The organism is Mesoflavibacter zeaxanthinifaciens DSM 18436, assembly GCF_000422365.1.
Taxonomy (GTDB): Bacteria; Bacteroidota; Bacteroidia; order Flavobacteriales; family Flavobacteriaceae; genus Mesoflavibacter; species Mesoflavibacter zeaxanthinifaciens.
This window is the reverse complement of sequence record NZ_AULQ01000001.1, coordinates 464755-477902: the sequence shown is the minus strand read 5'-3', so window position 1 is coordinate 477902 and position 13148 is coordinate 464755. Positions and strand designations below refer to the sequence as shown.

At 27.9% G+C, this 13148-nt stretch carries 17 protein-coding genes; 7 read left to right on the top strand and 10 right to left on the bottom strand.

What is annotated here, in order from left to right:
* The first annotated feature begins 147 nt into the window (after positions 1–147).
* The 3 genes from H574_RS0102315 to H574_RS0102305 all read left to right on the top strand — a co-directional run bounded on the left by H574_RS0102315 (position 148) and on the right by H574_RS0102305 (position 2144).
* Entirely contained in the window at positions 148–513 is a 366-nt protein-coding gene (locus tag H574_RS0102315) for a hypothetical protein (protein ID WP_027879007.1), read from the top strand.
* Positions 514–518: 5 nt separating this feature from the next.
* Complete coding sequence (locus H574_RS0102310) at positions 519–950, top strand: PepSY-like domain-containing protein (protein WP_027879006.1); 432 nt, start codon at positions 519–521, stop codon at positions 948–950.
* 129 nt (positions 951–1079) lie between these two features.
* Positions 1080–2144, top strand: coding sequence for an alkene reductase (locus H574_RS0102305; protein ID WP_027879005.1), 1065 nt, complete (start codon positions 1080–1082; stop codon positions 2142–2144).
* A 728-nt stretch (positions 2145–2872) separates the two neighbouring features.
* On the opposite strand, the gene H574_RS0102300 is transcribed toward H574_RS0102305, so the two are convergent.
* From H574_RS0102300 to H574_RS0102290, 3 genes are all read right to left on the bottom strand, one after another.
* Positions 2873–3301, bottom strand: coding sequence for an FKBP-type peptidyl-prolyl cis-trans isomerase (locus tag H574_RS0102300; protein ID WP_027879004.1), 429 nt, complete (start codon positions 3299–3301; stop codon positions 2873–2875).
* Positions 3302–3364: 63 nt separating this feature from the next.
* Entirely contained in the window at positions 3365–6463 is a 3099-nt protein-coding gene (locus H574_RS0102295) for a metallophosphoesterase (protein WP_027879003.1), read from the bottom strand.
* A gap of 117 nt (positions 6464–6580) precedes the next feature.
* Positions 6581–7387: a helix-turn-helix domain-containing protein gene (locus H574_RS0102290; RefSeq protein WP_051169809.1), complete on the bottom strand. Its 807-nt coding sequence runs from the start codon at positions 7385–7387 to the stop codon at positions 6581–6583.
* Between the two features lie 198 nt (positions 7388–7585).
* On the opposite strand from H574_RS0102290, the gene H574_RS0102285 reads away from it, so the two are divergent.
* Complete coding sequence (locus H574_RS0102285; RefSeq protein ID WP_027879001.1) at positions 7586–8389, top strand: energy transducer TonB; 804 nt, start codon at positions 7586–7588, stop codon at positions 8387–8389.
* Between the two features lie 62 nt (positions 8390–8451).
* Here the strand turns inward: H574_RS0102285 and H574_RS0102280 are convergent, their stop codons facing one another.
* The gene (locus H574_RS0102280; protein ID WP_027879000.1) at positions 8452–8907 is read right to left on the bottom strand and encodes a cold-shock protein; all 456 of its coding nucleotides are present in this window, start codon (positions 8905–8907) and stop codon (positions 8452–8454) included.
* 200 nt (positions 8908–9107) lie between these two features.
* Between H574_RS0102280 and H574_RS0102275 the strand changes: the two genes are divergently transcribed.
* Complete coding sequence (locus H574_RS0102275) at positions 9108–9395, top strand: DUF3817 domain-containing protein (RefSeq protein WP_027878999.1); 288 nt, start codon at positions 9108–9110, stop codon at positions 9393–9395.
* A 9-nt stretch (positions 9396–9404) separates the two neighbouring features.
* On the opposite strand, the gene H574_RS0102270 is transcribed toward H574_RS0102275, so the two are convergent.
* Together H574_RS0102270 and H574_RS0102265 are read right to left on the bottom strand one after the other, a co-directional pair.
* Complete coding sequence (locus H574_RS0102270) at positions 9405–9794, bottom strand: acyl-CoA thioesterase (RefSeq protein ID WP_027878998.1); 390 nt, start codon at positions 9792–9794, stop codon at positions 9405–9407.
* Positions 9795–9797: 3 nt separating this feature from the next.
* Positions 9798–10685, bottom strand: a complete 888-nt coding sequence (locus H574_RS0102265) for a DUF72 domain-containing protein (RefSeq protein ID WP_027878997.1) — start codon at positions 10683–10685, stop codon at positions 9798–9800.
* Positions 10686–10804: 119 nt separating this feature from the next.
* Between H574_RS0102265 and H574_RS0102260 the strand changes: the two genes are divergently transcribed.
* The gene (locus H574_RS0102260) at positions 10805–11221 is read left to right on the top strand and encodes a hypothetical protein (RefSeq protein WP_027878996.1); all 417 of its coding nucleotides are present in this window, start codon (positions 10805–10807) and stop codon (positions 11219–11221) included.
* Positions 11222–11227: 6 nt separating this feature from the next.
* Positions 11228–11674 (top strand): hypothetical protein, encoded by a 447-nt coding sequence (locus H574_RS0102255; protein ID WP_027878995.1) that lies wholly within the window; start codon positions 11228–11230, stop codon positions 11672–11674.
* Here the strand turns inward: H574_RS0102255 and H574_RS0102250 are convergent.
* The 4 genes from H574_RS0102250 to H574_RS14525 form a co-directional block, all read right to left on the bottom strand.
* Positions 11671–12354 (bottom strand): DUF2461 domain-containing protein, encoded by a 684-nt coding sequence (locus H574_RS0102250; protein ID WP_027878994.1) that lies wholly within the window; start codon positions 12352–12354, stop codon positions 11671–11673. The genes H574_RS0102255 and H574_RS0102250 overlap by 4 nt on opposite strands.
* Positions 12355–12436: 82 nt before the next feature.
* The gene (locus tag H574_RS14735; RefSeq protein ID WP_169558268.1) at positions 12437–12592 is read right to left on the bottom strand and encodes a hypothetical protein; all 156 of its coding nucleotides are present in this window, start codon (positions 12590–12592) and stop codon (positions 12437–12439) included.
* Positions 12593–12618: 26 nt separating this feature from the next.
* Positions 12619–12858: a DUF2746 domain-containing protein gene (locus tag H574_RS0102240; protein WP_027878993.1), complete on the bottom strand. Its 240-nt coding sequence runs from the start codon at positions 12856–12858 to the stop codon at positions 12619–12621.
* A gap of 95 nt (positions 12859–12953) precedes the next feature.
* Positions 12954–13112, bottom strand: coding sequence for a DUF1328 family protein (locus H574_RS14525; protein ID WP_027878992.1), 159 nt, complete (start codon positions 13110–13112; stop codon positions 12954–12956).
* Between the last annotated feature and the right edge of the window lie 36 nt (positions 13113–13148).

Genomic DNA, 13148 nt, shown 5'->3' with positions numbered 1-13148 from the left:
AAAAGGCGCAACTTAGGTTGCGCCTTTTTTTTATTTCTAAATATTAATAACTGTTAAACCTTTATAGTTAAATATTAAAGTTTGCTTAAATGATTTGACAATGCCTTTAAATCAAAGTATATTATTGTAAACCAAAAAATTACAGTTATGAAAAAGATACTTACCATTTTAGCATTTTTAATTACCACATCAATTTTTGCACAAGATACTTTCACTCAAAAACATTCTGAAAAATTAGATAAAAGAGCTACAGAAATTGCTAAAGCATACGACAAACAATTAGAAATGTCCACCAAACAATTTATGCTGTTTGAAAAGAAAGTAGAGGAGTTTTTAATAACAAGAAATAAAATAGAAAATAACTTCACAGGAAAAACCAAATTAGCCAAATTATACAATATGCAGCGTGAAGAAACTGCAGAAATGGCAGATATTTTAACATCAATTCAATTAGATGTTTATAAGCAGATTAAAGATGATATTCAGCCATTAGAAACCATTAATAAAAAATAAAAATTATGAAGTTACTTAAAACATCAAGTTTGCTTTTACTAGTCATTTTATTTATAAGTTGTAATAACACAGTAAATGGGCAAGTGCCTAAAACCGTAAAGACAGCTTTTAAAAATAAGTATCCAAGTGAAAAAAATCCGAATTGGGAAAAAGATTCACATGGAAATTTTGAGGCACATTTCAAAAAAGATGGAAAAAAATACCGCGCAGATTTTTCGCCTAAAGGAAATTGGATTGAAACAGAATTAAGCATTAATAAAGAAGATCTACCCAAAGCAATTAAACAAGTAATTAATAGCAAGTTTAAAGATGAAGATATAACAGAAGTAGAATATGTGCAAAGTGCAACAAAAGGTATTTTTTATGATGTAGAATTTAAACAAAAAGGTAAAAATAAAGATGTAGAATTTAGAGAAAATGGACAAATCATTAATTAATGTATATGTCATTAAACTAATTTAAACACTCAAGCTTTCAATATATACATATGTAAAACACTTATAAAATTAAGTTAAATCACTTGGAAATATTTTCCATGGTATTTATTTTTAATAAAAATTTAAAACATGACTTTATATAACGATTACAATTTAAAAAACATAACGCTTAAAAATAGAATAGTAATGGCTCCGATGACGCGTTGCAGAGCAATAGATAATATTCCAAATGATTTAATGACAGAATATTACAGTCAAAGAGCAGGAGCAGGATTAATTATAAGTGAAGGAACTTCTCCTTCAGTTAACGGGCTTGGTTATGCGCGTATTCCTGGCGCTTTTAGCCCAGCACAAATTGAAGGCTGGAAACAAATAGCAAAAGGAGTACATAAAAATGATGGTAAAATTTTTGTACAACTTATGCATTGTGGAAGAATGGCTGTAGATGAAAATATTCCTGATGGTGGAGAAGTTTTATCTGCAAGTGCAATAAAAGCTGATGGCGAAATGTATACCGATACAAAAGGAATGTTGCCACATACTACACCAAGAGCAATGACATTAAAAGATATAGAAAGCACCCAAAACGAATTTGTTAATAGCGCTAAAAAATTAATAGATGCAGGAATTGATGGTATCGAATTACACGCTGCAAATGGCTATTTATTAGAGCAGTTTTTAAATCCAAAATCAAACGTTAGAGATGATAATTACGGTGGAAATTTTGAAAACAGAGCTCGTTTTGTGCTAGAAACTACACAAAAAGTTGTCGCAGCTATTGGTAGTGATAAAGTAGGAATTCGTTTATCACCATACGGTGTAAACGGAGACGTACAGTATGATTATGACGATTTAGTAGAGCTATACAACTATTTGGCTTTAGAGCTTAAAAAACTAGATATAGCTTACATACATATTGTAGATCATACAGCAATGGGCGCACCAGAATTTAAAACAGATATTAAAGCAACCATTAAAGGAAGTTTTGCAGGTACTGTAATTTCAGGTGGTGGCATTGCTAGTGAAGCAGATGCTCAAAAAGTTTTAGATGAAGGTATGGATTTAGTTTACGTTGGTAGACCATTTATATCTAATCCAGATTTAGTTGAAAGATTTAAAGATCATAAAGAATTACAAGACCCAAATCCTGATACGTTTTACACACCAGGAAAAGAAGGTTATACAGATTATTAAAAGTGAATCCCTTAGAGTATATACGATTAATAGTTTAGATTAATTAGTTTAAAAACGCTTAGAGGTAATCTAGGCGTTTTTTAATTCTTATATATTATAATTATAGAGTACAATCAATAAGTCTCTATTTTACATAATATAAATTATAGAACAATTATAATAGTTAGCGTAATAACACGAAGTGCTATTTTACATAGTCATCGATATAATGTCTTTAGACTTATATCGTAAATGATTATTAAAGCTAAATATTTTCAATCCAAAATAAATATAATTGTCATTCCGCACTTAATGCGGAATCTATATCTCAAAATATAATAAATCAACTAATCAGTGAAACTATCATAAAATTTAATTTTAGAAATAATGTGATTTCTCACGTTGTTCGAAATGACTTTAAAAACCATAAAAATGGTCATATTTCATAATTCTCATAATTTTAATATTCTGTATAAATGACAATAAATTTTTAAATACGCAATTCTCAGCGATTAGAAAAAATAGTAATTTAAAGGATTAATTATAACAAATCATTTTTTATATTAATTCTATTTTACATAATTATTATTTGTCATTTCGCACTAGATACAGAATTTATTTTTTTAGAGAAATTTTATCATAAAAAAACGCTTTAGAATGTTCTAAAGCGTAATTCATTATAAATCTAATTGTTGATAGATTCTTTTATTATGTGATTTCTCACTGCGTTCGAAATGACTAAAAATATATTAGTTTATTCCAACTACTTCTAAATCAAAGATTAAATCTTGACCAGCTAACGGATGATTAGCATCTATAACAATATGATCTTCATTAACTTCTGCTACACGTAATTGTTGTTGTGATCCATCTGGTGCAGATGCAACTAAGCCCATGCCAACTTCTGGAGTAATTTCTTTTGGTAATTCTTCTTTTGCTACTTTTTGAAACAATTCTGTACGCACATCTCCGTAAGCATCTGCTTTGGCTATTGTTACAGTTTTCTTTTCGTTAACTGCCATATCAATTAAAGCGTTTTCAAAACCAGGTATTAATTGTCCTTGTCCTAATTGTGCTTGTAACGGTTCTCTTTCTGCAGATGTATCAAACACTTGTCCATTGGTTAATTTACCTGTGTAATGTACTTTTACAGTATCGTTTGCTTTTACTTTACTCATAATTTTTGTTTATAATTTGTAAATAGTTGCAAAGGTATGGCTCTTATATTGGTTTGACGAATTTTATTGAGGCTTATTATTTTTAGATAACTTTTTTTGAACATCTCCAACATCAATTCTATTGTTAAATTTTAAATATTGACTTTGAATTTTATTCTTTAAAAACCTTTTATCTTCATTAGTTAAAGTGTTTTTAAAACCAAGATAATAGTTCAACTTTAAAATAAAAGAATATTTAATGATAGGAATTTTAATTAAGGGAATAACTTCTTCTAAAATTCTTTTATGTCCATTATAATTAATATCTAATAATAAAAATGAATAAATAAAAATTTTAAATTGGTTATTTTTTGAATCACTTTTAGCCTCAATAAGTCTATTTAAAATTATTTCTTCTAGATTAACATGACCAATCATATCATATAATCTAACTTGAACAATAGTTGGAATAACACTTGAAATAAGTTTTAATAAAGCTTGTGCTTCTCCTTTAACTCCTTCTTTAAGAATTTTTGACATATCCATTTCTCCAAATTCATCTAATAATTTGTAACTCCATAAACATGCATTATTGATAATATAATCGAAAATTTCATAAACTAAGTCAGAATCATCAATATCATCAATATTTCTATAAACTTTACCTAATATTTTAAGGGTTTCTTCTAACCTTTCAGCAGTGTCACTAAATGATTTTGAAGTCTTCATTTTTACTTCACTATGTGATTCATCAATCCTCATCTCTTTAATCATCTGCTCCTCTATTTCATCTTGTTGTGCTTCACTTAAACCTTCTTTTAATTTATTTGAATATTTTTCAATTAATTTACCTAATTGATCTGCTTCATGCACTTTACTTATCAATAAACTGTCAATAGAGTTCTCTTTAATATTGTAGAGCTCATTTAATTGATTAAAATTAGCTTTAGTTATTGAATAAATTTTATTTAAAAAGTCAATATTATCTCTTTTAAACCCAGCAAATAGTTCAAATTCATTAGCAAATGATAAATAATAATTTTTATCATTTAATGACTTATTTAAAAATGAGTCATCTAAAGTCATATAATAAGCTATAAAATATTCGAAAACACCATTTAATCTAAATGAATACATATCTGGCTCTCTTTTTCTTAAAAGACCTTTGCCATCTAGATATTCAAATATTTCTTTAGGATTTGTACTTTTTCTTGGGTTTTTATCTAATTGTTTTTGGATAAAATCAATTATTTGAGAGTATTTTGCATAATGGGATGTTATACGATGGTCAACCAACAAAAAGTAAGCAAGATTTGCTAATAGTTTTTTATAGTTATTATAAGTAAATGTTGATGCAGTAACAGTAAGCTGTTCTTTTTCCAATAACTTTTCTATATATAAATTTATTAAATCAACATCGTTATGCAAATTATTATTAGCATCCTTATTAAAAACCCATAGAAAAATTGAAACGGTCCAATAATTAAATGGAATAGAGAGTTTTTTAAATATGCTATTTATTTTGTCTACTATTTGCTCTTCTTTGTCTTTTGGTAAGTTATAGTTTTTCTTAGTTAATTCTTTTATGTGGATTTTACGTAGTCTATGAAAATATAGTTTATTTAAATCTCTACCATCGAATCTAGTATTATCTAAAGTGTTTAAAAGTCCTGTTGTAGAACATAAAACTAATTTAAAATTATCATGATTAGTTACTTGTTTTTCAATTTTATCCTTAATAGCTTTATCATTAACATGAAAGTTATCTATTAGTAAAACAATTTTTTTTTCTTCTAATAACTTTTTTGCAACTGTTTGATTTATATAATAATATTTTGCAAACTCTTTTTCAAAATTAAATATTTGATTAGATATATTCCATGATTTTAAATCTATATAGTATGGCATATAATCATGTCTTGAAAAGTCTTTAAGTAATTCTAACTCTATTTTTTTTAATAAAATTGTTTTACCACATTTATCCTTTCCAAATATTATGTAATCCTTATCAAACTTAAAGAAATCAGACCAAATAAAATCTGGATGTGATTGCTCATCATCATTTAATATTTCAGATAATGATTTACTTTTTAAAACTGGATTTGTACTTAATTCAAGTAAATTTTTACTTTCGCTGCTACTTCCACTTTCTACAAATAGACTTTTTGAATTTTCAATCTCCTCTAAAAACCTATTTCTTATATTTATTCTTAATCTATTCTGTTCTTTTTTAATCTCAGTTGTAGGTATTTTATCTTTTTTTATAGGTAAAGGATAAAAAATCTCATTTTTTTTATCATACATCCTAAAATTAACCTTAAACTCTAATTCTTCGTAATCTATGTCAATAAGAGAATAACCTATTTGTGAATCTCTATCAAAACTCAAACTTGCAGAGGAACCAAATTTTACAACACCATCATTTTGAGTTATGTCCATGCTTACACTATTTTTATGTATATGTCCACTAAACATAAAATCAAATCTTTTGTGAAGTAAATCTTCTAAATCATACAAGTTAAATGGCTTCAAATCATTTAATGGATGGTGATGTATTGCTATTTTAATGTCACAATCTAAAACCATATCTAATGCTTCATCTATTTTAGATAATGGAAATAATAGATTATTATCATCATTAATTCCAATTGATCTCCATGCTGTATTAAAACAGACAAAACCAACTTTTCCTTCTTTAGTGTTTCTTTTATGAATTGAATACATTAATTCAACATGGTCATCACTATTATTAGAATCAAAATATTTTTTTACAAATTTTCTATAATTAGAAAGTGGTTTATGGCTTGCTATTAAATCAGGATTATCATTTCTGAAAAAATCATTCAACTTATCATTGTTATTAACTTCTTCATCTAAATATTTAACAACAGATCTTGATACATTATTTCTATCTACATCATGATTTCCCGGACATATGAATAAGTTAGTTTTATTAGTATTTAAATATTCTATTGTCTTTAATAAAAAATTTTCACCCGCTAATTCAAAATCTTTAAATTCTGAGCCTTTACTAACTAAATCACCTGAAAAAATAACAAAATCAACCTCTTTTACATTCTGTTCTAAATCATTTAAATAATTTTCAATTAGTTTCTGTTGTTTTGTTCTTCCTCCTATTTTATTTGTAAAGTGTAAATCTGTAATGTGTAATATTCTAATCATTCTTCTTAATTATATAGTTTTAAATCTAAATAATTAAAAAATAAAAACAGTTTATTTTTTGAATAATTCGTCAAAATAACCTAAAACAAAGATAAAAGGTTAGGTTTTAATCAGCAACTACTCCACTTCCAATTTATAACCAACACCATGCACGTTGGTTAGTTTAATACTTTGGTCTTCTTGTAGTTTTTTACGCAGTTTAGAGATGTAAGTATCCAAACTTCTACCAACTACTACTCCATGGTCTTCCCAAACACGTTTAGATAAAGTTTCGCGTTTAATAACTTGGTTTGGTTGTGCTATAAAAATGCTAAGAAGCTCGCATTCTTTTTTAGATAAAGTAATTACTTTAGCCTGTTTAATTAGCTTGTTTTGTTCTGGATAAAAGGTATAACTACCAATAGTTTTAGCATTTGTACTTATAGGTTGTCTTATTGCTTTGGGTTTAGATCTCAACTTTATAAACCATAATAATCCTATAATTAATAAGGCTAACGGTATAGTATAATAACCAAAAGAAGTTGTGGTTTTTATTGTATAAAACGCTACGGTTATAGTGTAGCAATCTTGTTTTAAAGCTCTGCCGCCACAAGGTACAATACCTTGTTCTATATCTTGTTTCATTTGGTAGCTATACGCTACTTGGTTATCGCTACAACGCTGTACTTCGGTAATATAATTATTAGGTAAATTAGCTTTTTTAAAACTTGTTTTTACTTGCTGTACTAAACTATCAGGATGTATGCTTAACCGTGTATTAAATTGTAATTGGTAATGGTTATCGCCCAAATCTTGTATCGGCGGTACTACCGTTGTGCTGTCTTGATTACTTAATAATAGTTGGTGACCAACATCTCTTAAAGCTATTTTTACTACTTGGTTTGTTGCTGGTTCTTGTGTTTTTGTGCAAGATTGTAATACCATACTAACCAAAATTAGTACGATTATAGGTTTTAAAAATAGGCGAGTTAACTTCATAAGTATTGTAAATAACATACATTTTTATGAGATTTTACAACAGTTGACACTTCTTTTACACTTTTTTGACACTTTTAACGGCTTATCGCTATAGTTTTATAATATCAAATTTTTTAAATCTCATTAATCATTAAATTTAAAGTTATGAAAAAACAAATTTTAATCCTTGGTATAGTAATTTTTGCGTTTGTATTAACAGCGTTTACCGTTTTTAAAAAAGACATTAAAGACGTTGCACCAACGCAAATAACCATTACTGAAACTGAAGACGTAATTTATGGACCTAAGGAACACGATCCAATTATTAAAAATGAAGTCTTTGAAGATTTTATCTATGAAATTGGCACACGTTTTATGCCCATTAAAAAATCAGTAGTCATCAATGCAAAAAAACTAAAAGATGTTTACGACATAGAAACACTAAACAGTATGAAAACTTTACAAGCTGTACGATTACTAAAAGTGGTTAACGATAGACAACAAGATTTAAATTTAGCCGGAACAACTACAACTTTTACTACAGAACAACTTAATTACTTACAAACGTTAGGTTATGGCGACAATATTGTTTTTAGAACAGAATTTATAGATAACTATTCTGGCGCTTATAATTACTCTACACCACATCATACCATTGTACCTGACGTGCAAGCACAATATTCTGAAGGTTTTAATGCATTAAAAACCTATTTTAAAAATGAAACCGAAACAGTTAGACAAGATGTTGATCCTAAACAGTTAAAAGCTGGTAAACTGTATTTTACAGTAACAAAAACAGGTGAAATTGAAAATATACATTTGGATCATAGTTCTAACTACCCAAAAGTTGATAGGCAACTTATTAAATTATTGAAAGATTTACCTAGTACTTGGACACCAGCAAAAGATGAAAACGGTAACACTGTTGACCAAGAGTTAGTTATTTCTTTTGGGTTAATGGGTTGTTAGATTTTTTCAAATAAAAAACCTCTTTAATTTTAAAGAGGTTTTTATTAATATTTTATGTAGTGTTATATTTTAGTAACGTTAACAGCATTCATACCTTTCATACCTTTTTCTAGTTCAAAAGATACTTTGTCATTTTCAGCTATTTGACTTTTAAGTCCGCTTACGTGACAAAAATATTTTTCATTATTTTCAGAATCGATAATAAATCCAAAACCTTTAGATGTATCAAAAAAAGAGACTTTACCTTGTCTTATAGGATCTTCTTGTTCTCCTTCTTCCTTTTTTGGTACACCAAGTACAATTTCTTCAGAATCTATTTTCTTTTTCATATCTGGATCTGGTGGTGTATCTACCAAATTTCCGTTATGATCTACATATGCAAATTGTATACCGTTAGAACCACCATTAGCTTCTTTTTCGGCTTTGCGAGCTTCCATTTTTTTACGTTTATCTTCTCGCTTTTTTAAACGTTTTTTTTCTTTTTCACTTTTGTTAAATGTTTGTTGTGATTTTGCCATTAGCGTATTTTAAGTTTTTAATTATTTCATTTAAAAGAAAGTAATTAATGCGATACGCTTAAAAATTCTGAATAGTTAGTGAAGTAAAGAATTAGAAAGGATTACTTGCTATAAATGAGTATACAAATATACGGTTAATTTATTTAATATTTTTTCGGTTAATTAAGTTTCAGGGTTTATTTTTGTTTAAAATTTTTTGAATGAGTTTACTTAGTATTTTCAGAATTGTCGCCTTATTAGAAGGTGTATCTTATATATTATTACTTTTTATTGCAACACCTGTAAAGTATTTTGCAAACGACCCTACATATGTTAAGCTTTTAGGTATGCCACATGGGTTATTATTTGTAGCTTATATTGCTTTGGCTGTGTTGTTAAAACCAGAACAAAAATGGAATAACCGTACATTTTTAGTTGTACTTGTTGCTTCTTTAATTCCTTTTGGGACTTTTTACGTAGACAAAAAGTTTTTAGCTAAAAAAAAGTAGGCTTCTCTCCTACTTTTTTAATCGGTCTTTAACGTATTCTATTTGTGTTTTTCCGTGTGGTTTAGGTTTTCCATCTTCACCTAAATTTACCATGATAATATCTTCTACAGTAATAATAGTTTCGCGTGTACGCATATTACGCACTTCACATTTAAGGGTTAACGATGTGCCACCAAACTTTTTAACATCAATACCAATCTCTACAATATCACCTTCGGTTGCTTTACTCATAAAGTTAATTTCACTCATGTATTTAGTAACCACTTTATTGTTTTCTAATTGTACTATGCTGTAAAGTGCTGCTTCTTCATCAATCCAAGCTAGTAATTTACCACCAAACAAAGTACCGTTTGGATTTAAGTCTTCTGGTTTTACCCATTTTCTTGTATGAAATCTCATAGGCTAAAATAAATTTTGTTGTTGAGCTTCGTTAGGGACTTTTAATTGAGCGCCTAATTCTGCATTTAATTGTTTTATAAAATATGCTGAAAGTAAAGGTGATTCTTTTTCTATGTTTTGATGTATAAAAAAATCTATCTCTTTAATTCCTTGTGTTTTCCAAGTTTTTAATCGTTTTATCCAATCGTCAAGTCGTGTATAATCTGTAGGATGATTTGCGCCAACGTAACGCACAAAAGCAGTTGGATTAGTTAATCGCATATGCATTAAATCGCGTCTTCCTGCTGTATCAACAATAACATTTGATATGTTATTAGTTTCTAAAAGTTGAAATAACTCTTCTGAAACAGTTGGATCATTATACCAATCGGTATGTCTAAACTCTACTGCTAATGGAATTTCTTTTGGCCAATCTTCAATAAAATTAACAACACGATTAAAATCTTTTGGCGCAAAATTATTATGCATTTGCAAAAAAATAGTTCCTAATTTTTCTTCTAAATTAATAGCAGAATATAGATAGTTATCTACGACTTCTTTAACTTCGTTAAGACGTTTCCAATGACTAATTTCTTGATTTAGCTTAGGAAAAAACTTAAAATTTGATGGTGTTTTTTCTCTCCATTTTTCAAATTGTTCTGGCGGAAAAATTCGGTAAAAAGTTGCATTAAGCTCTATACTATTAAATTGTGAAGAATAATACTCCAATTCGTCTTTTGTGCCTCTTGGATAGAAGCCTTTTAGGTCTGCTCTATTCCATTTTGCGCAACCAACATATATTTCTGGTTCATTATCATCTTTTACCAAATTAAGCACACGTTTTGTGTCTTTATGGTCTTCTGGTAAAGTAAAATCTATATCTTCTGGGTTAGTAACGCTTCCAAATTTCATTTAATCCATATTTATTTCAAAATTACAATTTATAGATTGTTAATAAGACCGTTAAAAACAATTTTTTACTATGTCTGTATTGCTATTATTTATCGATAATTTTAGTAAAAATTACTATCATGACTACGCGAGATCAACAACTGTTAGCTGCAAGACCAATTATTGAAAGTATTATTATTAATGAAACAATGAGTAGTGAAGAACGTTTTCAAAATGAAACGTTAAGACCAGTAATTAAATTGCAAAATGATTTATTTATTGAGGTTTTTAGAAATTACATTGCAAAACATAAAAATGTATTTTACCAATTGACATTAGAAAAGCGTTTAAATTATATTGAAAATGCTATACATAAAGACATTAAGTTTAGAAACAGCCTTAAAGGTATGGTGATTGGTCAATTTACAGTAGATGAATATTTGACGTATATAAAAAACTCGTCTTCGCTAAATAAACGTATGATGAATATTGTAAAACAACGTTTACAAAGCAATATTCAATTATTTGAAAAGCCTAAATATTTATCTGCGGTTTAAGATAAAATGACAACAAAACAACAACTTTTACAGATTTGTAATACACATGTAGATAATCGCATAAAGGATTACAAAAACGAGATTGAACTTTTAAAAGAATCTTTAGAAAATAACGATAAACCAAATAACGAAGACGACGATTCTGGTAACGGTAAATTAATGAATGACCTTGAAAAAAACATAGGTTATTTAAACGAAGCTAGAAAAACACAAGAATACCTTAAGCTTGTTAAAACCAATTTACTATCGCCTAACGTGGCTTTAGGAAGCTTAGTAAAAACGGATAGTTTGCAATTTTTTATTGCTATTAGTTTAGGTAAAATAGAATTAGATGGTGATACGTTTTATGTTATTTCTTTACAATCTCCAATAGGTCAATTATTAAAGCAAAAAACAGTTGGTGATCGTTTTGAATTTAATGGCACTAAATATATCGTTACCGAAGTAGACTAATCGTTAAGTATAGAAACACCGTTAAGATCTGTAGTTAAGACATCGCTCATATAATCAAAAAATGGACGAATGGCTTTAAATGCTGTATCTACTTCATTTATAAAGTTATCTGATAAAACTTGATTGTCTGTAAACGGTTTAGTAAAAATATACTGTTTACGACGAATTAAATCTATTGCTGGATGTTCTTTATCAAAACCTTTTGGTGCTGTTTTAAGGCTGTCTCCTTTAAAATCTCCCCAAATAGTAGAAAAGCTTTTATCGTTTAAAATATTGCGCATCTCTTGATCGTCTGTTTCAAACTCTTTTCTAATGCGTAGTAAATCTTCTTTATTTGGATCCCAAAACCCTGTAGCAATAAAACTTTCGTCATTTGGCTGAATATGAATATAATATCCACCTCTAAGTTTAGGTTTTACACGATTGAAGGAACAACCAAAATGGGTTTTATAAGGTTGTTTGTTTTTAGAAAATCTTACGTCTCTATATATTCTAAACTGCTTTAACTTATCTACTTGGTCATGTTTATTAATTAGAGTAAATAATTCTTCATTAAACGCTTTTACTTCCTTTTCTATAGTTTTAAATTCTGGTTTTCTTTCATTAAACCAATCTCTATTATTATTTTTTTCTAGTTGTTTTAAAAATGTGAATACGTGTTTAGATATAGTCGATTTCATTAAGATTTAATTTTTATTAAAATTACAAAAAAACCTCAGTTTAAACTGAGGTTTTTTTGTTTCATAGCAATTTATGTAGTTATTAATCTACTGCATCTTCTACATCATCTGCAACATCTTCTACAGTATCTTCTACTTTTTCTCCTGTAGATTTTTCTTCTCTACAAGATGTAAATGCTGCTGCTAATGAGAACATTAAAATAAATGCATAAATAGATTTTTTTAAAGTAAATTTCATAATATTTGGTTTTTAGTGGTTAATATTTATTGTTCATCAGTCATTTCTTCGACTTCTGCTTTGCTTTCTTCTTTAACTTCTTCAATTTCATCTTCTACGTCTTCCATTGCATCTTTAACATCGTCTGAAGCTTCATCAATGTCGTCTTGCATTTCATCCATAGTTTCTTCAATTTTTTCTTCTGGTGTTTTCTTTTCTTCTCTACAACTTGTAAACACTGTGGTTAGTGAGAACAAGATTAAGAAGGTGTATACTAATTTTTTCATCGTTTTTTGGTTTTTATTGGTTAATAAATAGAACTAATCAGCTAGCTTATTTTTGCTTCTAAATTATTTTAAGTAACTGATTAGTTGACTAGTATTTATCTAGTTGCTCCTCTTAATAGTGATACTACAAATAACACTAAAAAGACAAAGAATAAGATTTTAGCAATTCCTGCAGCTGCTCCTGCAACGCCTCCAAATCCTAAGATTCCGGCTATAATTGCGATAATGATAAATGTGATTGTCCAACGTAACATAATTTTTTGGTTTTAAATGGTTAATATTAAACTAAC

What these genes read in the sequence shown, in the direction of transcription:
- H574_RS0102315 (WP_027879007.1), top strand. Translation starts at nt 148, where the DNA reads ATGAAAAAGATACTTACCATTTTAGCATTTTTAATTACCACATCAATT.
- H574_RS0102310 (WP_027879006.1), top strand. Translation starts at nt 519, where the DNA reads ATGAAGTTACTTAAAACATCAAGTTTGCTTTTACTAGTCATTTTATTT.
- H574_RS0102305 (WP_027879005.1), top strand. Translation starts at nt 1,080, where the DNA reads ATGACTTTATATAACGATTACAATTTAAAAAACATAACGCTTAAAAAT.
- H574_RS0102300 (WP_027879004.1), bottom strand. Translation starts at nt 3,301, where the DNA reads ATGAGTAAAGTAAAAGCAAACGATACTGTAAAAGTACATTACACAGGT.
- H574_RS0102295 (WP_027879003.1), bottom strand. Translation starts at nt 6,463, where the DNA reads ATGATTAGAATATTACACATTACAGATTTACACTTTACAAATAAAATA.
- H574_RS0102290 (WP_051169809.1), bottom strand. Translation starts at nt 7,387, where the DNA reads ATGGTATTACAATCTTGCACAAAAACACAAGAACCAGCAACAAACCAA.
- H574_RS0102285 (WP_027879001.1), top strand. Translation starts at nt 7,586, where the DNA reads ATGAAAAAACAAATTTTAATCCTTGGTATAGTAATTTTTGCGTTTGTA.
- H574_RS0102280 (WP_027879000.1), bottom strand. Translation starts at nt 8,907, where the DNA reads ATGGCAAAATCACAACAAACATTTAACAAAAGTGAAAAAGAAAAAAAA.
- H574_RS0102275 (WP_027878999.1), top strand. Translation starts at nt 9,108, where the DNA reads ATGAGTTTACTTAGTATTTTCAGAATTGTCGCCTTATTAGAAGGTGTA.
- H574_RS0102270 (WP_027878998.1), bottom strand. Translation starts at nt 9,794, where the DNA reads ATGAGATTTCATACAAGAAAATGGGTAAAACCAGAAGACTTAAATCCA.
- H574_RS0102265 (WP_027878997.1), bottom strand. Translation starts at nt 10,685, where the DNA reads ATGAAATTTGGAAGCGTTACTAACCCAGAAGATATAGATTTTACTTTA.
- H574_RS0102260 (WP_027878996.1), top strand. Translation starts at nt 10,805, where the DNA reads ATGACTACGCGAGATCAACAACTGTTAGCTGCAAGACCAATTATTGAA.
- H574_RS0102255 (WP_027878995.1), top strand. Translation starts at nt 11,228, where the DNA reads ATGACAACAAAACAACAACTTTTACAGATTTGTAATACACATGTAGAT.
- H574_RS0102250 (WP_027878994.1), bottom strand. Translation starts at nt 12,354, where the DNA reads ATGAAATCGACTATATCTAAACACGTATTCACATTTTTAAAACAACTA.
- H574_RS14735 (WP_169558268.1), bottom strand. Translation starts at nt 12,592, where the DNA reads ATGAAATTTACTTTAAAAAAATCTATTTATGCATTTATTTTAATGTTC.
- H574_RS0102240 (WP_027878993.1), bottom strand. Translation starts at nt 12,858, where the DNA reads ATGAAAAAATTAGTATACACCTTCTTAATCTTGTTCTCACTAACCACA.
- H574_RS14525 (WP_027878992.1), bottom strand. Translation starts at nt 13,112, where the DNA reads ATGTTACGTTGGACAATCACATTTATCATTATCGCAATTATAGCCGGA.